At 47.4% G+C, this 18355-nt stretch carries 12 protein-coding genes; 8 read left to right on the top strand and 4 right to left on the bottom strand.

The annotated features are described in order from the left end of the window. The first annotated feature begins 44 nt into the window (after nt 1-44). On the top strand, nt 45-2006 hold the full coding sequence (locus tag NQ544_RS10850) for a glycoside hydrolase family 97 protein (RefSeq protein WP_006848030.1): 1962 nt from the start codon (nt 45-47) through the stop codon (nt 2004-2006). A 257-nt stretch (nt 2007-2263) separates the two neighbouring features. Here the strand turns inward: NQ544_RS10850 and NQ544_RS10845 are convergent, their stop codons facing one another. Beyond that, entirely contained in the window at nt 2264-3088 is an 825-nt protein-coding gene (locus tag NQ544_RS10845) for a Cof-type HAD-IIB family hydrolase (RefSeq protein WP_006848028.1), read from the bottom strand. A gap of 214 nt (nt 3089-3302) precedes the next feature. On the opposite strand from NQ544_RS10845, the gene NQ544_RS10840 reads away from it, so the two are divergent. Continuing rightward, nucleotides 3303-5375 carry a glycoside hydrolase family 127 protein gene (locus NQ544_RS10840; RefSeq protein WP_006848027.1) on the top strand — a complete coding sequence of 691 codons (2073 nt, stop codon included), beginning with the start codon at nt 3303-3305 and terminating at the stop codon, nt 5373-5375. A gap of 400 nt (nt 5376-5775) precedes the next feature. Continuing rightward, the gene (locus tag NQ544_RS10835) at nt 5776-5919 is read left to right on the top strand and encodes a hypothetical protein (RefSeq protein ID WP_006848025.1); all 144 of its coding nucleotides are present in this window, start codon (nt 5776-5778) and stop codon (nt 5917-5919) included. A 75-nt stretch (nt 5920-5994) separates the two neighbouring features. On the opposite strand, the gene NQ544_RS10830 is transcribed toward NQ544_RS10835, so the two are convergent. From NQ544_RS10830 to NQ544_RS10820, 3 genes are all read right to left on the bottom strand, one after another. Beyond that, a complete protein-coding gene (locus NQ544_RS10830) occupies nt 5995-6468 on the bottom strand; it encodes an RNase H family protein (RefSeq protein WP_040553281.1) in 474 nt (157 codons plus the stop codon). A 153-nt stretch (nt 6469-6621) separates the two neighbouring features. Then, the gene (gene argS, locus NQ544_RS10825; RefSeq protein WP_006848023.1) at nt 6622-8442 is read right to left on the bottom strand and encodes an arginine--tRNA ligase; all 1821 of its coding nucleotides are present in this window, start codon (nt 8440-8442) and stop codon (nt 6622-6624) included. Between the two features lie 327 nt (nt 8443-8769). After that, complete coding sequence (locus tag NQ544_RS10820) at nt 8770-8961, bottom strand: hypothetical protein (protein WP_006848022.1); 192 nt, start codon at nt 8959-8961, stop codon at nt 8770-8772. A gap of 373 nt (nt 8962-9334) precedes the next feature. Between NQ544_RS10820 and NQ544_RS10815 the strand changes: the two genes are divergently transcribed. The 5 genes from NQ544_RS10815 to NQ544_RS13985 all read left to right on the top strand — a co-directional run bounded on the left by NQ544_RS10815 (nt 9335) and on the right by NQ544_RS13985 (nt 18177). Further along, nucleotides 9335-12604, top strand: coding sequence for a glycoside hydrolase family 2 TIM barrel-domain containing protein (locus NQ544_RS10815; protein WP_006848019.1), 3270 nt, complete (start codon nt 9335-9337; stop codon nt 12602-12604). A gap of 140 nt (nt 12605-12744) precedes the next feature. Beyond that, nucleotides 12745-14685, top strand: a complete 1941-nt coding sequence (locus tag NQ544_RS10810; protein ID WP_006848018.1) for an alpha-L-arabinofuranosidase family protein — start codon at nt 12745-12747, stop codon at nt 14683-14685. Between the two features lie 302 nt (nt 14686-14987). Then, a complete protein-coding gene (locus NQ544_RS10805) occupies nt 14988-17177 on the top strand; it encodes a glutamine synthetase III family protein (RefSeq protein WP_006848017.1) in 2190 nt (729 codons plus the stop codon). Between the two features lie 537 nt (nt 17178-17714). Then, the gene (locus tag NQ544_RS13990; protein ID WP_006848015.1) at nt 17715-18050 is read left to right on the top strand and encodes an AAA family ATPase; all 336 of its coding nucleotides are present in this window, start codon (nt 17715-17717) and stop codon (nt 18048-18050) included. Continuing rightward, nucleotides 18037-18177 carry a hypothetical protein gene (locus NQ544_RS13985; protein WP_006848014.1) on the top strand — a complete coding sequence of 47 codons (141 nt, stop codon included), beginning with the start codon at nt 18037-18039 and terminating at the stop codon, nt 18175-18177. Before NQ544_RS13990 ends, NQ544_RS13985 begins: the two co-directional genes overlap by 14 nt. The last annotated feature ends 178 nt before the right edge of the window (nt 18178-18355 follow it).

Here is an 18355-nt window from a genome sequence, read left to right as displayed (position 1 = left end):
CATAAAAACATAGTAACAAATAAACTAATTACTTTTATCTGGAAATGAAGAAAAACGTTTTAGTAGTAGCGCTGGCATTGATGGCAAGCATCGGTGCATACGCAGAGAAGAATACTGTCAGCTCTCCTGATGGTAAGTTGAATGTCGTGGTAGAAGACCGCGATGGTAAACTCTATTATTCCATCGACTATGCAGGCAAGCGAATGATGGAGGAATCACAGCTCGGACTCCTTGCCAATGTAGGCGATTTCAGTCAGGGCTTGACCTATCAGGGCAAGAATGAGATAAAGGTGGAGAAGAGCTATGACCTCCGCACCGCCAAGGTTTCGCATGTTGATTATCATGCCAACCAGCTCAACGTGACATACATCAACGGTAAGAAGCAGCCAATGACGGTTACCTTCAATGTAAGCAACAATGACGTGGCATTCCGTTATACTTTTGATCAACTGAAGGCTCAGCATCTCATCGTAAACGAGGAGAAGACTGCCTTCAATCTTCCTAAGGTAACTACCACTTACCTCTGCCCACAGTCGGATCCGCTCATCGGTTTTGCCCGAACCAAACCAAGTTATGAAGAAGATTATAAGGTGGATCAGCCTCTTACAGCCAAGTCGGGTTATGGTCATGGCTATACCTTCCCTTGCCTCTTCAAGGTAGGCGGCGATGGCTGGGTATTGGTCAGCGAGACGGGTACTCACGGCAACTATCCGGGTTGTCATATCAGCGATTATGATGCTGCAAAGGGTTATCAGGTGGCCTTCCCTATGGAGAAGGAGGCAGATGGCATCGGTTCTACATCGGGTGTTTTCATTCTTCCGGGTTCCACTCCATGGCGCACCATCACCGTGGGTTCTGATTTGAAGCCATTGGTAGAGACCACCATTCCATACGATGTAGTAGAGCCGAGATTCGAGGCTTCCCAGAAATACGGAACAGGCAAGTATGCCTGGAGTTGGCTCATCTGGCAGGATGAATCCTGCAACTATAACGACCAGAAGCAGTTCATCGACCTGGCTGCTACCATGGGATATGAATATGTGCTGGTTGATGCGCTCTGGGATACCCAGATTGGTAGAGACAAGATAGCAGAGTTGAGCAAGTATGCGCAGAGCAAGAATGTAAGTCTGATGCTCTGGTATAATTCCAATGGTGTGGCAAACGATGCACCTCAGGGACCTCGTGGCATCATGGATAACATCGTGGCAAGAAAGAAGGAGATGGCCTGGATGAAGAGCATCGGCATCAAGGGTATCAAAGTGGATTTCTTCGGTGGTGACAAGCAGCATACCATGCAGCAGTATGAAGACATCCTGAGCGATGCCAACGATTATGGCATTCAGGTTATCTTCCATGGCTGCACCCTGCCAAGAGGTTGGGAGCGCATGTATCCTAACTATGTATCGAGCGAGGCTGTACTGGCTTCGGAGAATGTATTCTTCTCTGATTATCATGCCAAGCAGGAGGGCTTTGAGCTGACCATGCATCCATTCTGCCGCAATGCCGTGGGAGCGATGGATTGGGGTGGTACCATCATGAACAAGTATCTCTCTAAAGATAACAAGAGTCGTCACCGCCGTTATACTACTGATGTTTTCGAGATGGCCTCGGCTATCATGAACCAGGCAGCTATCCAATGTATCGCCATCTATCCGAACAATCTCTCTGAGCTTCCTCAGCACGAGATTGATTTCCTGAAGAGCGTTCCTACTACCTGGGATGAGACCAAATTCATCGCCGGTTATCCTGGAAAATATGCGGTTGTTGCCCGTCGCCATGGTGATAAATGGTATGTTGCCGGTTTGAACGGCACCGACCAGGTGATGAAGCTCACCCTGAATCTGCCAATGCTTGCCGGTAAGAGCGTTACCTATTATCATGAAACAGCCAGCAAGGACAAGAAGGCTCTCTGGCCTGTTTCTCAGATGAAGACCGTAAAGGTGGATAAGAAGGGAAACCTGAAGGTGGAAATGCAGCCTAAGGGTGGACTGATTGTTGAAAAGTAAAAGGGTAAAAAAGTAAGCCCCATACGCCCTGAAAGGGCAGAAGCTCCTAGCCCAGGGCATCGCCCTGGGTGTTTATGGGCGCAAACCTGTCGCCCTGTAAGGGCAAAAGCTTTCAAATACCTGGCAATATACAAAGCTTTTGCCCTTACAGGGCGCCTTGCTGATTGCCATTATTCCCAGGGCGATGCCCTGGGCTAGGAGCTTTTGGGCCTTCAGCCCATACTTGAACCACATGCGAAACTTCAGCCTTTTTACTTTTAAAAATCCTTTTTACAGAAATGTTCCAAAGCAGCAGCTACGCCATCTTCTTCATTGGAAAGCGTGATGTAGTCGGCTTCGGCTCTAACCTCTGGTGCTGCATTCTGCATGGCTACACCCATGCCTGCCAGTTTCAGCATGCTCAGGTCGTTGTAGCCATCTCCGAAAGCAATCATATCGGCTGGGGTGAGATTGATTTTCGACAGAAGGCGGAGCAGGGACTTTGCCTTGTCGATGCCTTTAGGAACCAGCTCCAGGAAGAATGGGGCTGAGCGGAAGATGTCCATCCTGTCGCCCAGAATCTCTGAAAGTTCGTTTTCTGCCTTGAGCATATCTGCCGGGTCGCCTGTCATGAGGAGCTTGGTAGGGTGAGGCTCCAGGGCTTCGAACAGGTTTTCTACCTTTCGGATGTTCATCTTGTTGATACGCGATTCTTCCTTCACATACTGGTCGTCGGGCATCTCGGTGATAATCTCGTTGCCGGCATATCCCAGCAGGGCATGGTTCTTCTCCTTCGCGTACCTATATAATATAGGTATCACCTCATCAGGCAGGAACTGGGCGAAGAGTTTTTCGCCAGTCTTGGCATTCACGATGTTGCCGCCATTATAAGATAGGATGTATCCGCCTCGCTTATCCAGTTCCAGACATTCTGCCACCGGTTCGATGCCATAGGTCGGTCTGCCTGAAGCAAGGATGATAACAACACCCTCGGCTTCTGCCTGGAGCAGCGCTTCGCGGGTTTTCGGGGTAACCACCTTGTCGTGGTTGGTCAGGGTGCCATCCAGATCAAGGGCGATGGCACGGTATGGAAGATGATTCATATTTGATATATTATTGTATTTATAATTTGACTGCAAAGGTAAGATAAAAAAACGATTGTAACAAAAAAAAGAGTTAAATATGATATAAATATTGGTGTTTGACTGATAATTACCTGCTTTTTATTGTTTATTATACACTATAGTCGGAAAGTTTTCTTATCTTTGCAACCGAAATAACAAACAATAATATAAAATTAATAAAACCTATTTGAAAATGAAGAGATTAATTTCAGCAGTATTGCTTTCGGCAGCCGTAGTTGTGCCAACCATGGCGAAGAATGCAAAGGTATTGGGCAATGGCTATCCATTCACTCAAGTACCATTCACCAGTGTGAAGATTTCACAGAATACTTTCTGGGGTGCCCGCTTGAAGGCTGCCCGAGAAGTAACCGTGCCATTGGCTTTCAGCAAATGTGAGAGCGAGCACCGTTACAAGAATTTCGATATGGCTGCCTATACCCTGCAGCATCCTAACCACCCGGGCTTGAACACCAAGGAGTGGGATGTGAGCAAGTTCATGGGCTTCTCTTTCGATGATACCGATGTGTATAAGACCATCGAAGGTGCCAGCTACATCCTCCAGACTTATCCGAACAAGAAGTTGAAGGCTTACATCGACAGCGTGCTCGATGTGGTAGCTGCGGCACAGGAGCCAGATGGCTATCTCTATACCGCCCGTACCATCAACCCAAAGCATCCACACGGATGGTCGGGAAATAAGCGTTGGGTCAAGGACGAGGAGGCGAGCCACGAGCTTTACAACCTCGGTCACATGGTAGATGCAGCCTGCGCTCACTATCAGGCTACCGGAAGCACCAAGTTCCTGAATATCGCCAAGCGCTATGCTGATTGCGTGGTAAAGGAGGTGGGACCTAAGCCTGGACAGACTACCATCGTTCCGGGACATCAGATTGCAGAGATGGCTTTGGCTCGTCTCTATACCCTGACCGGTGAGAAGAAGTATCTGGATGAGGCTAAGTATCTGCTCGACTATCGTGGCAAGACCCATATCCGCAACCCATATTCTCAGAGCCAGGTTCCTATCCTGGAGCAGAAAGAGGCGGTAGGTCATGCTGTTCGTGCCGGCTATATGTATGCCGGTATTGCAGATGTGGCAGCTCTGACCAAGGATTCTGCCTATATGAAGGTGATCGACCGCATTTTCGAAAACATCGTTGGCAAGAAGTACTATCTTACGGGTGGTGTAGGTGCCCGTCATGCAGGTGAAGCTTTCGGCGAGAACTATGAGTTGCCAAACATGACTGCCTATAATGAAACCTGTGCAGCCATCTCTATGGTTTATCTCTTTGAGCGCATGTTCCTGCTTCACGGCGAGAGCAAGTATATCGACTGTATGGAGCGTACCTTATATAATGGTGTCATCTCGGGTATGAGCATGGATGGTGGCAGATTCTTCTATCCAAACCCATTGTCTAGCGATGGCAAGTATGCCTTCAATGCCGATGGCAACACCACCCGCCAGCCTTGGTTCGGCTGTGCCTGCTGCCCAAGTAACCTGAGCCGCTTCATCCCTTCTGTGCCGGGTTATCTCTATGGTGTGAAGGATAACAACATCTATGTAAACCTCTTTGCCGGTAATACATCTACCATCAAGGTGAATGGCAAGGATGTGGTTCTGGAGGAGACTACCGAGTATCCTTGGAACGGCGACATCAAGATTGCTGTGAAGAAGAGTGGTGTGAAGAATGCCAACCTTCTGGTCCGTATTCCTGGATGGGTTCGCAACCAGGTAGTACCTAGCGACCTTTACAAGTATAGCGATGCAGAGAAGCCTGCTTACACAGTAACCGTAAACGGCAAGGCTGTAGAGGCTGATCTCGATGCCAACAAGGGTTATCTCCCTGTCAAGAACATCAAGAAGGGCGATGTAATCCGCATCCATTTTGATATGCCGGTTCGTACTGTGGTTGCTAACGGTAAGGTAGCTGATGATAAGGGCAAGGTTGCCGTAGAGCGCGGACCATTGGTATATTGTGCTGAGGCTGTGGATAATCAGAACGAGCCAGTGCTCCGTGCCGTCATGGCCAAGAAGCCTGCCTTCTCTGTAGTGGATAACTACAGCATTCAGAACACCGAGACTAAGGGTGCTCCAGCCTTCTCTGTCAAGGCTATCAAGGCTGATGCCCAGATTCTGGAAGAGGGTGCCAATGGCGTATCTGTCAAGAACGATGTGTTGACTCTGATTCCTTACTATGCTTGGAATCATCGTGGAGCCAATCAGATGAACGTCTGGTTCTATCAGAATTTAAGTGTGTTGGATAAATAAGTATCGGTTCGTAAATGCTAAGTAAATTCTGCTCGAAATGGTGTTTTTACCCCATTTCGAGCAAAATAGCGTGTATTAATGCAAGTATTTACGATGATAGATGCAGGTACTTACGATGATAGATGCAGGTACTTACGATGATAGATGCAAGTACTTACGATGATAGATGCAAGTACTTGCGATGATTGATGCGAGAACCGGAAATAGCCAACTGGCAAAATATAAACAGCCAACTGGCAAACTGCAAACAGCCGACTAGCGCATGAGTCGCTAGTCGGCTGTTTTACTGGAACAGTTATCGAAACCTCCTTTATTTTATTTTCGTATAGGCTTCCTGCCAAATACTCTTCACTCTTCACCAAAAGCCCCGAATCCCCTGTGTTTATCGGCATTCCGAGGGGTGAAGAGTATTCGGGCACTCTTCACCTACTCTTCACCACTCTTCACCCTTCAGTTCTGGCTGATTTGCAATCCACCTATCAGTCTTTCACCTCTGTTCCCGTTTCTGAAGGTGAAGAGTGGTGAAGAGTGGGTGAAGAGATAAAAACAACTCTTCACCCCCTCGGAATGCCGATAAACACAGGGGTTTCCGGCCGAAAGGTGAAGAGTGAAGAGTATTTTATCCCTTTCTTCCAAAATCGGCTGGAATCTCGCCCCATTTCTTCGTTTCCCATTTTATAATAGGTATGGTGATGGGGTGGGTGCGGAGCCAGTTCTCGGCTCGGGCGATGACCTGGTAGAGCTGTTCGGTCTGGGGAGTGCGCTCCAGTTTGGTCTTGCATTGTTTCTTGCTTACCCAGAGCTGGGCATTCACGCTGTCGCTATAAATTACCTTGTCGGTAATGCCCTTCTGCTGCATCAGGGCGAGGGCGTGGACGATGGCGAGAAACTCGCCGATGTTGTTGGTGCCGTGGATAGGACCATAATGGAAAACCTGGGCACCGGTCTGAAGGTCGATGCATTGGTATTCCATCGGACCGGGATTGCCGGAACAGGCGGCATCCACAGCCCAGGCGTTGGCTACTACCTCGTTGGGTAGAGGCAAAACGGTATCGTTTCTCCATGAAGGAGGATTTACGGGCATTTTATTCATCTTTTTTCTTTTTGGAGTTGGAAAACAAAAAGGATTGGCTAAAACTGAAATGAGCATGCGCCTTGGAGTTGAGCTCCAGGGCCATGCTCATTATGTCAAATAGTCAATATTTTTTTATTTTTAAATTGTAGGTTATTATATCTTATGTATATATTACATTCTTTCTGGAACCTCGATGCCGAGCAGAGACATACCGTTCTTCAGAATCTTAGCCACGTTGGCTGCAAGAACCAGACGGGTAATCTTCTCAGCCTCGCTCTCAGCATTCAGGATGCTGTAGTCGTGATAGAACTGGTTGAACTCCTTGGTCAACTCGTAGCAGTAGTTAGCGATACCACCAGGGTTGTAGTTGTTGCCAGCATCGGCTACGGCTGCTGCGAAGTCGTTCATCTTCTGGATGAGGTCAATCTCCTTCTCGTTGATAGGAGCATCTGCGCCCAACTCAGCAGGAATCTCGATGCCCTCGGCTGCTGCCTTGCGCATGATGCTGCGGATACGAGCGTAGGTATACTGGATGAAAGGACCTGTGTTACCATTGAAGTCGATACTTTCTTCTGGGTTGAAGAGCATGTTCTTGCGGGCATCTACCTTGAGGATGAAGTACTTCAACGCTCCGAGACCCACGATGCGTGAAATCTCCTGGCGCTCTTCCTCGCTCATGTCCTTGAACTTGCCAAGCTCATCGCTTGTCTGGCGAGCATCCTTAATCATCTCTGCCATCAGGTCATCAGCATCTACTACGGTTCCCTCGCGGCTCTTCATCTTACCGTTAGGCAACTCTACCATACCGTAAGAGAAGTGAACCAAGTCCTTACCCCACTTGAAACCGAGACGGTCGAGCAGGATAGAGAGCACCTGGAAGTGGTAGTTCTGCTCGTTACCTACTACGTAGATCATCTTGTCGATAGGGAAGTCCTTGAAACGGAGGTCGGCAGTACCAATGTCCTGAGTCATATAAACAGAGGTGCCGTCTGAACGGAGCAGGAGTTTCTGGTCGAGACCCTCATTGGTGAGGTCAGCCCAAACAGAGTTATCGTCCTTGCGGAAGAAGAGCCCCTTCTCCAATCCTTCTTCTACCTTCTTCTTACCCTCGAGGTAAGTATTTGACTCATAATATATCTTGTCGAAACTTACACCCATCATCTTGTAAGTCTCATCGAAGCCAGCGTAAACCCAGTTGTTCATCTTCTGCCAGAGAGCACGAACCTCAGGGTCGTTGTTCTCCCACTTTACGAGCATCTCGTGAGCCTCCTTAATCAGCGGAGCCTCTACCTTAGCTTTCTCTGTGGCAGCTTCCTCGTCCATGCCATCCTTCATATACTGAGCCTTGAGTTCTGCGATTTCCTCACGATAGTGCTTGTCGAAGGCTACATAGTAGTCGCCGATGAGGTGGTCGCCCTTCTTGCCGGAAGTTTCAGGAGTTTCGCCATTGCCCCACTTGAGCCAGGCGAGCATAGACTTACAGATGTGGATACCACGGTCGTTAACGATATTTGTCTTGATTACCTTGTTGCCGTTAGCCTCCATAATCTGGGCCAATGACCAGCCGAGGAGGTTGTTGCGCACGTGACCGAGGTGGAGAGGCTTGTTGGTGTTAGGAGAAGAGTACTCGATCATGACGAGCGGACTGTTCTCTGTAACTGGTTTCTCACCAAACTTAGGGTCAGCGTTGATGGTATTCAAGAGTCCTACCCAAGCGGCAGGAGCGATAGAAAGGTTGAGGAAACCCTTAACCACGTTGAAGTCTGCGATAACATTAGCGCAGTTTTTCTTCAGGTATTCGCCGATTTCCTGTGCTGTATCCTCAGGCTTTTTCTTCGACATTTTGAGGAATGGGAATACGACGAGGGTAAGGTTACCTTCGAAATTACTCTTGGTCTTCTGCAGGGCTACCATCTTCTCAGGTACGTCCTGACCATAAAGCTCCTTCACCGCAGCGATGACCGAGCTGATGATTTCGTTTTCTATCTTCATTATTTAATATATCTTTTTTACCGGTAAAATTATCTTTTTAAACTGATTGAAGAGGGATTTGCAAGTTCCCTTTCCGTTTATGCGACTGCAAATTTACAAATAATAATTGAATTGTGAAAGAAAAATTGCACATTCTTTTGTTTTTTGTCGCATTCTTTAGTTTTTTATTGCTTTTGCAACAGAAATGAAGTATTGCGGGGCTGTTGAAGACTGTCTTTAAAGGGAAGAAAGAACAGGAAGTATAAATAGGAATAGGAGCAAAGACTCCGCAAAAAGGGTCTTTGCTCCTATTCTTATCTGTTGGTAGCTGAATATAACTTCCGTGATTTATCCCTCAAGGATAATTGATGCCACGTCTTCGGGCGAATTCCATAGGAGTCCGTCTTGCAACTCGTCGTCGGTAAATCCGTTGAGTGCTTCCTGTGCTTCCCTTGGAGTAATGGCTGGAGTGCCGTCCTCGTTCTTAGCATCGAGCAAAGCCTGCAAGATGGCTGCTCTGTATTCTTCGATTGTCATCATAATTTTTATGTCGTTTCGTTGTTTATTTTATGATGGCAAAGGTAATGCATTTTTTTGGAAACACCAAACTTTTTTGTCATTTTCTTTTAGCGGATATTGAAAAAGTTTTATATATTTATATGCCTTTCTATGATGGTATGGGTACCTATTTCTTGGGAAAATGGTGCTCCGGTGTTGAAAAAACAAAAAAAAATACGGTCGTTCTGCTTGTTTCTAACTTAATTTTCATATATTTGCAGTTGCTTAGCTGAGGCTACCGGCAACATGGAGGTATATAAGATGCTCCAGGATATGCCTATATATAATTAAGGTATAGAATAGCCTATATATAATAAGGTGTAATTTCAATCTAATGTATAAATAACTAACAAACATGAAACAGAGACTGTTCGTAACATTGAGTTTGGCAGGATTAGCAATGGCAACCTTTGGTGCAACCAAACCGAAGACTGCCATTAAGTCGTTGAATAAGACGACCATCCAACAGCCAACTTACACAGAATGGCACGACCTTCAGGTGAATGCCATCAATCGTTTTCCGTTGCACACCAATTTCTTCACCTATCCGGCAGATGACTGGGTTTCTGAGAAAGACGGTAAGATCGTGAGCAAGGATATCCTGCACATGAACAAGACGGAGAGCAAGTATTTCCTTTCGCTCGACGGAACCTGGAAGTTCAACTGGGTGGCTAATGCCGACCAGCGTCCTACCGACTTCTACAAGGAAGATCTTGATGACTCCAAATGGAAGACCATGAATGTTCCAGGCAACTGGGAGATGAACGGATTCGGTGATCCGGAATATGTAAATATTGGTTTTGCATGGCGTGGAAATTTTGACCAGCAGCCACCAGCAGTTCCTACCAAGGACAACCATGTAGGCTCTTACCGCCGTATCATCGACATCCCTGCCAACTGGGATGGCAAGCAGGTTGTAGCTCATTTCGGTAGCGTTACTTCCAACATCTATCTCTATGTAAACGGCAAGTTTGCCGGTTATGCAGAGGATAGCAAGGTAGCTGCCGAGTTTGACATCACTCCTTACCTGAAGAAGGGCAAGAATCTGATTGCCTTCCAGACCTTCCGCTGGTGCGATGGTTCCTGGGATGAGGATCAGGACTTCTGGCGCTTGAGTGGTGTGGCTCGTGAAAGCTATCTCTTTGCCCGCGATGCCCAGTTGCATTTGGAGGATATCCGTGTTACTCCTGACCTTGTAAACAACTACAAGGACGGTGTGCTCAACATCTCTACCAAGGTAAAGGGAACAGGCAAGCTGAACTTCATCCTCTTCGACAAAGAGGGCAAGCAGGTGGCTACAGCTACAGGATTGGCAAAGAATGGAACAGCCAACATTACGATGAACGTAGAGAATCCACACAAGTGGAGTGCTGAGACACCTTATTTATATACCCTGCAGGTTTCCCTCTCAAGTGCGCTGAAGAATGGCAACATGAAATCAGCAAGCATCACGCCAGTAAAGGTAGGTTTCCGCAAGGTGGAAATCAAGAACAAGCAGTTCCTTGTCAACGGTCAGCCTGTGCTCATTAAGGGTGCCAACCGTCATGAGATGGACCCTGATGGAGGTTATGTATTGAGCATGGAGCGCATGATTCAGGACATTAAGATTATGAAGCGCCTGAATATCAACGCTGTCCGTACCTGCCACTATCCTGATGATCCACGCTGGTATGAGCTCTGCGATGAGTATGGTATCTATGTGGTAGCTGAGGCTAACCAGGAGAGTCACGGTTTCCAGTATGGCGATGATGCAGCTGCCAAGAAACCGATGTTTGCCAAGCAGATTATGGAGCGCAACCAGCACAATGTTTCCATGTACTTCAATCATCCTAGTGTCGTAACCTGGAGTATGGGTAATGAGACGGTGATGGGCGATAACTTCCTGCAGGCTTACAAGTGGATCAAGAGCCAGGACCAGAGCCGTCCGGTTCAGTATGAGCAGGCAAGCAGAGGCGAGGGTACCGATATCTTCTGCCCTATGTACTATCCTGTAAGCGCTTGTGAAAAGTATGCGAAGGACCCTAACAGTCCGATGCCGCTCATCCAGTGCGAGTACAACCATACTATGGGTAACTCAGGCGGTAACCTGAAGGATTACTGGAATCTGATTCGCAAGTATCCTATCCTCCAGGGTGGTTTCGACTGGGATTTCGTTGACCAGGGCTTGCACCGCAAGGTATTGAAGCCGATGACCATCAAGAATCCTGAGAAGATGAGCAATGAAGAGCTCCGCAAGATAGAATATTGCTACGGTGGCGATTATAACAATTACGACCCTAGCGACAACAACTTCAACTGCAATGGTATCATCGGTCCTGACCGTCAGCTCAATCCTCATGCCTACGAGGTAGCCTACCAGTATCAGAACATCTGGGCTAAGATGGTGAATGCAGAGAAGGGCGAAGTAAGTGTATACAATGAGAACTTCTTCCGCAATTTGAGCAACTATGCCTTGGCATGGAGCCTCATTGAGGATGGCGTGGAGACTCAGAACGGTACCATCGCTGATATCGATGTAGCTGCCCAGCAAACCAAGAACTTCACCATCCCTTACGACCTTTCTAAGGTAAAGGGCAAGGAGGTATTCCTCAACATCGATTTCCGTCTGAAGAAGGCTGAACCTCTGATGGAGGCTGGTCAGATTGTGGCTTATGCCCAGCTGGCAGTGAAGGAGAAGAAGTGCTGCGGTCATTGTGCAGATAACATGGCTAAGGCTCAGGGCGGCAAGAAGGTGAAGGCTAAGCTCATCGACAAAAAGGGCGAGCAGGATATCACCGTTACTACTCCTGATCTGACCGTGAAGGTGAACCGTACCACCGGTCTCATCTCTGAATATACCTATCGTGGCAAGTCGCTCCTCGGAGAGGGCGGTACCCTGAAGCCAAACTTCTGGCGTGCTCCTACCGATAATGATTTCGGTGCCGGTCTGCAGAAGAAGTTCCAGGTTTGGAAGAACCCTGTCATGAACCTGAAGGGTGTAGCTGTTGAAAAGGATAAGAAGGCAAACACCATCAGCATCTGTGCAACCTATGAGATGCCAGAGGTGAAGGGTGAGCTGGAAATCGATTATCTCATCATGCCTAACACCGGTGCGATGAAGGTAACCCAGGAGTTTGATGCTTCTGATGATGCCAAGGTCAGCGATCTGTTCCGTTTCGGTATGCTGATGCAGTTGCCATACGATATGGACAAGAGCCAGTATTACGGCCGTGGTCCTATCGAGAACTATTCTGACCGTGAGGACTGCATGCGCATCGGAATCTATAGCGATGATGCCGACCACCAGTACTTCCCATACATCCGTCCACAGGAGAGTGGAACCAAGGGCGATATGCGCTGGTGGAACCAGACCGATGCTTCCGGCTTCGGATTCAAGGTGAAGAGCTGCAAGCCATTCTATGCTTCCGCCATCCACTTCGACACAGAAGAACTGGATGATGGTGATGACAAGGACCAGCGTCACAGTTTCAATCTGAAGAAGTCAAAATTCACCAATCTCTTCCTCGATGCAGAGCATTCTGGTGTGGCTGGTGAGAACTCTTGGGGTGCGTGGCCATTGGAGAAATATCGCCTCCATTATGGCGATAAGAACTTCACTTTCGTGCTCATTCCATTAGATAAATAGTGGAAAAGCAGGGATTTATACGAAAATCCAATATATTTAAACAGAAAATCCACCTCATTCGGGGTGGATTTTTTTATCTTTGCAGCACCTATCACGGAAAAGTGTAGGTACAGACCTAAAAAATAAAAATAACGAACAATATGAGAAAAGCAAAATTTTTCGCAGCAGCATTGCTGGCGATGTCTTCACTCGGAGCTTTCGCACAGCATCAGTTTACTGTTCAGGCTAACAAGCCTGGAGCAGAAATCCAGCCTACCATGTATGGTATCTTTTTCGAGGATATCAACTTCGGTGCCGATGGTGGACTCTATGCAGAGATGGTAGAGAACCGTTCCTTCGAATTCCCACAGCGCCTGATGGGATGGAATACATTCGGAAATGTAACCCTCAGCGACGTAAAACCTGCCTTCGACCGCAATCCTCATTATGTAACACTTGAGAGCGCAGGCGCACGTGAGAAGCAGACTGGTCTTGAGAACCGTGGCTTCTTCGGCATGGGCTTGAAGAAGGATATGAAGTACGATTTCACCGTATATGGCCGTCTTCATCTCATCGATGGCAAGCAGGGCAAGATTCGCGTAGAACTCGTCAATTCAAAGAATGATGTGATTGCCAAGCAGGTCATCAACATCACCAATAATAAATGGCAGAAGCTTACTGCTACCCTTACTTCTCCTCAGACCGATGCCAAGGGTTTGATGCGAGTATATCTGGAGAAGGGTTCTGAGAGCGTAGACCTCGACCATATCTCTCTCTTCCCTGAGGACAACTGGAATGGTCTCCGTGCCGACCTCGTACAGGATTTGGCTGACTTGAAGCCAGGCATCTTCCGTTTCCCTGGCGGATGTATCGTAGAGGGAACCGACCTCGATACCCGTTATGAGTGGAAGAACTCTGTGGGTGCTCCTGAGAACCGTCCTCTGAACGAGAACCGCTGGAGAGATACCTTCCCACATCGCCTTTTCCCTAACTACTATCAGTCATTGGGCTTGGGCTTCTATGAGTATTTCCTCCTTTCAGAGAAGATTGGTGCTGAGCCATTGCCTATTCTCTCTGTAGGTCTGGCTTGCCAGTATCAGAACGATGATAAGGATCCTAATGCACATGTAGCAGTCAAGGATCTCCAGAGCTATATCGACGATGCACTCGACCTCATCGAGTTTGCCAATGGTCCTGTCACCTCTAAGTGGGGTAAGCTCCGTGCCGATATGGGTCATCCAGCACCATTCAATCTGAAGCAGATTGGTATCGGTAACGAGCAGTGGGGTCCTATGTATCCTGAGCGTCTGAAGAAGTTCATGGAGCAGATTCATGCCAAGTATCCAAAGATCAAGATCTGCGGTTCATCTGGTCCATCTGCTGATGGAAAGGACTTCGACTACGGTTGGGAGCAGATGCGCAAGTTGGGCGTAGACATGGTGGATGAGCACTACTACAAGAGTCCAGAATGGTTCCGCAGCAATGCCAGCCGTTACGACAAGTACGACCGTAAGGGTCCTAAGGTCTTTGCCGGTGAGTATGCTGCTCATGCCGAGAATGATCCAAACTCTTGGGAGGCAGCCCTTTCTGAGGCAGCTTTCATGACCGGTTTGGAGCGTAATGCTGATGTGGTTTATCAGGCTACCTATGCACCTCTCTTCGCTCATGTAGAGGGATGGCAGTGGCGTCCGGACCTCATCTGGTTCGATAACCTCAGCTCTGTCCGTTCTGCCAACTACTATGTTCAGCAGCTCTACGGCGAGAACAAGGGTACCAATGTGTTGAAACTTACCGAGAACGGCAAGGCTGTAGCAGGCGAGAATGGTCTCTATGCCACCGCTTGTTTCGATAAGACAACCAAGAGCTACATCGTAAAGATTGCCAACACCTCTAACGAGGCAAAGGAAATCAACGTAACCTTTAATGGTATCAAGAAGTTGAACCCAGGTAAGGTAACCGTTCTCCATGCCGACGATATTCAGGCAGAAAACAAGATAGACAATAAAAATGTGGTTGTTCCTGTTGTATCAGATGCACAGGTTCAGGGCAATGTGTTGAACGTGAAGATGAAGCCAAACAGCTTTGTTGTATACCGTTTCTAATTGCCTATCTCCAATCTTCAATAAACCCTTAAGGTACAAATAGATAAGTGGATAATGTGAATCCCTTGCGACTCTAGTGGTTGCAAGGGATTTTTTCTCTTCTAATGCCCTAGAAATTACATGGCGACGCAGGAGTTTCTGTGTCAGGACGTAGGAAAGATTACGTCGCCATGTAGGAAAAAGGCACTTTATGTATAAGAAAAGTTTGAATTTTGCATAAAAAATACGCTCAAACGCTAGCAATTTGCTCATTTTTTCGTAACTTTGCACCCGCAAACTTATAATTAATAATAAAAGAAAGAATGGCTAATTTGAGATTTGAGGTTGTAGCCGAGGCTTTTAAGAAAAGACCTGTAGATGTAGAGGCTCCCAAGGTGCGTCCTTCGGAGTACTTCGCAAAGTATGTATTCAACCGCCAGAAGATGTACAAGTATCTGCCATCTGATGTGTACGAGAAACTCATCGATGTGATAGATAACGGCAGTCGTCTGGACCGTTCCATCGCTGATGCCGTGGCTGCCGGCATGAAGCTCTGGGCTGAGGAAAACGGGGTAACACATTATACTCACTGGTTCCAGCCATTGACAGAAGGTACTGCAGAGAAGCATGATGCCTTCGTAGAGCATGACGGAAAGGGTGGTATGATTGAGGAATTCTCTGGCAAATTGCTTGTCCAGCAGGAACCTGATGCCAGCTCATTCCCTAACGGCGGTATCCGCAATACCTTCGAGGCTCGTGGCTATTCTGCATGGGATCCTACATCGCCTGTGTTCATCATCGACGATACCCTCTGTATCCCAACCATCTTTATTTCTTATACCGGTGAGGCTTTGGACTACAAGGCTCCATTGCTCCGCTCGCTCCATACCCTGAGTGAGGCGGCTACCGAGGTGTGCCATTATTTCTATCCACAGGTAAAGAAGGTGCAGACCAATCTCGGTTGGGAGCAGGAGTACTTCCTGGTAGATGAGAGCCTTTACTCGGCGCGTCCTGACCTGATGCTTACGGGCCGTACCCTGATGGGACACGACTCTGCGAAGAACCAGCAGATGGACGACCATTATTTCGGAACCATCCCTGAGCGTGTGCAGGCTTTCATGAAGGATTTGGAAGTGCAGGCACTCGAACTCGGCATCCCTTGCAAGACCCGTCATAACGAGGTGGCACCAAACCAGTTTGAACTGGCACCTATCTATGAGGAGTGCAATCTTGCCGTAGACCATAATATGCTCCTGATGAGTTTGATGAAGCGTGTGGCTCATAAGCACAGTTTCCGTGTACTCCTTCACGAGAAGCCATTCGCCGGCGTCAACGGTTCGGGCAAGCACAACAACTGGAGTCTCTGCACCGATACAGGTGTACTGCTCCATGCAGCAGGCAAGACACCGGAGGACAATCTCCGCTTCGTAGTCTTCATCGTAGAGACCTTGATGGGTGTCTACAAGCACAACGGACTGCTGAAGGCATCTATCATGAGTGCTACCAATGCGCACCGTTTGGGAGCCAACGAGGCACCACCAGCCATCATCTCTTCATTCCTGGGCAAGCAGCTTACCGATCTGCTCGACCATATAGAGAAGGCAGATAAGGACGAACTCTTCGCCCTGGCTGGCAAGAAGGGTATGGAGCTGGATATCCCTGAGATTCCGGAGCTGATGATCGATAACACCGACCGCAACCGTACCTCTCCATTCGCCTTCACCGGAAACCGTTTCGAGTTCCGTGCTGTAGGTTCAGAGGCCAACTGTGCATCATCCCTCATCGTATTGAATGCTGCCGTAGCTGAGGCTCTTGAAGACTTCAAGACTCGTGTAGATGCCTTGATAGCAAAGGGTGAGGACCAGACATCGGCTATTATAGATATTGTACGCGAGGATATCAAGACCTGCAAGCCTATCCGCTTCGACGGCAACGGCTATTCAGATGAGTGGAAGGAAGAGGCTCAGAAGCGAGGTCTGGACTGCGAGGCATCCTGCCCGGTAGTCTTCGACCGTTATCTGGACAAGGAAAGCATCGAGATGTTTGCCAAGACCAACGTGATGAGCGAGAGCGAGTTGAAGGCGCGCAACGAGGTGAAGTGGGAGACCTATACCAAGAAGATTCAGATTGAGGCTCGTGTGATGGGCGACCTGAGCATGAACCATATCATCCCAGTGGCTACCCACTATCAGAGCCGTCTGGCAAAGAATGTAGAGGGTATGATTCACATCTTCGGTGGCGAGGAAGGCAAGAAACTGACAGCCCGCAACGTGAAGATTATCCGTGAGATAGCCGAGCGCACCGAGGCAATAGAGCGTGGTGTAGAGGCATTGGTAGATGCCCGCAAGGTAGCCAACAAGATAGAGAGTGAGCGCGAGAAGGCAGTAGCATATCACGACACGGTAGCTCCAAAGATGGAGGAAATCCGTTATCAGATAGACAAGCTCGAGCTTCTCGTAGCCGATGAGCTTTGGACATTGCCTAAGTATCGTGAGCTGCTGTTCATCAGATAATATTTCCTGGATTAGGAATTAAGATAATAAAAAAGAGTGCATTGTTTGTTACAGTGCACTCTTTTTTATTATCACCTTGCTCCAGTCAACATCAACGCTTTTTTGTCAGCGTTAAAAAAAGTTGTCTAAATATCTGTCTATCTTCGTGCTTTTTGTCCGTTTTTCTAAGATTTAACACTTTGCCTAATTAAAAAGAGGGTGTGTCAAAAGTCTAGATAATAGTTGGCGCATAACAGTTGATCACCGCATGCACAACAGCTGTTGTGCATGCGTATATCAGCTGTTATGCAAACGCACAACAGCTGTTGTGCGACCGGAGATACTGACTACCTCAACAACATATCCTATCTCTTCCAACAACTTATCCTGTCTCTTCCAACAACAAGAAGAGGGTGAATAATTATCTTATGACGCATCCTTTTAGATTCCGGGAATATGGTAAAGTTGGTTAAAAGTAATATAAAGAACGTGAGGAAGTTTGTTTCCTTGCTTGTTTTTAGTACGTTTGCCCCATAATTATGGATTCAAGTGTGGAAAATGTGGAGAATTACACAAAAGAGGTATCAAAAATGTGTAAAACTCCACATTTTTCCCACTTCAAGAAAAGATAAGGATATGTTTAACAGAACGATTATTCACGAATTGGAGCAATGGAAAGAGCGCAGAGACCGCAAGCCATTGATGATGCTGGGAGCTCGACAAGTAGGCAAGACATCGGTGCTGAAGAAATTTGGAAAAGACAGCTTTGAGCATTGTGCTTATTTCAGTCTTGATGAAGAAGAGGGTGTTAATTGTTCAGCGTGGTTTGAATGTGATTCCTATGGAGGTGAAGTCGGGAACAAGTGTTACCGGGCGCAGTTTGATAGAGTATAACAAGAAGTATTCTCCCCGTCTGCGCATCAGATATTCCATGCTTAATCTCAAAAAGGATGATACTTTTGTCAATATCCCTCTTTTCCTGGCAGATAGAACAGAGCAGTTGATAGGATATGTGCAGTAGCCTTGCTATGTGGCAATGTAAATATTTATATCCATAATTAGCTTCCTTGGTTTGGGGTAATCTAGCAGTGAGAAGATGGATTATAACATGCATGTTTCCTCTTTTTTATCACTTTCAGCAAAATAAAATTCTATAGTTGTACGACTATAAAGCTACAGTTGTACGACTATACATGCTA

Origin of the sequence: Segatella copri DSM 18205, assembly GCF_025151535.1 — a bacterium.
GTDB lineage: Bacteria > Bacteroidota > Bacteroidia > Bacteroidales > Bacteroidaceae > Prevotella > Prevotella copri.
Note: the sequence above shows the minus strand (reverse complement) of the source record. Positions and strands in the feature narration are given on the sequence as shown.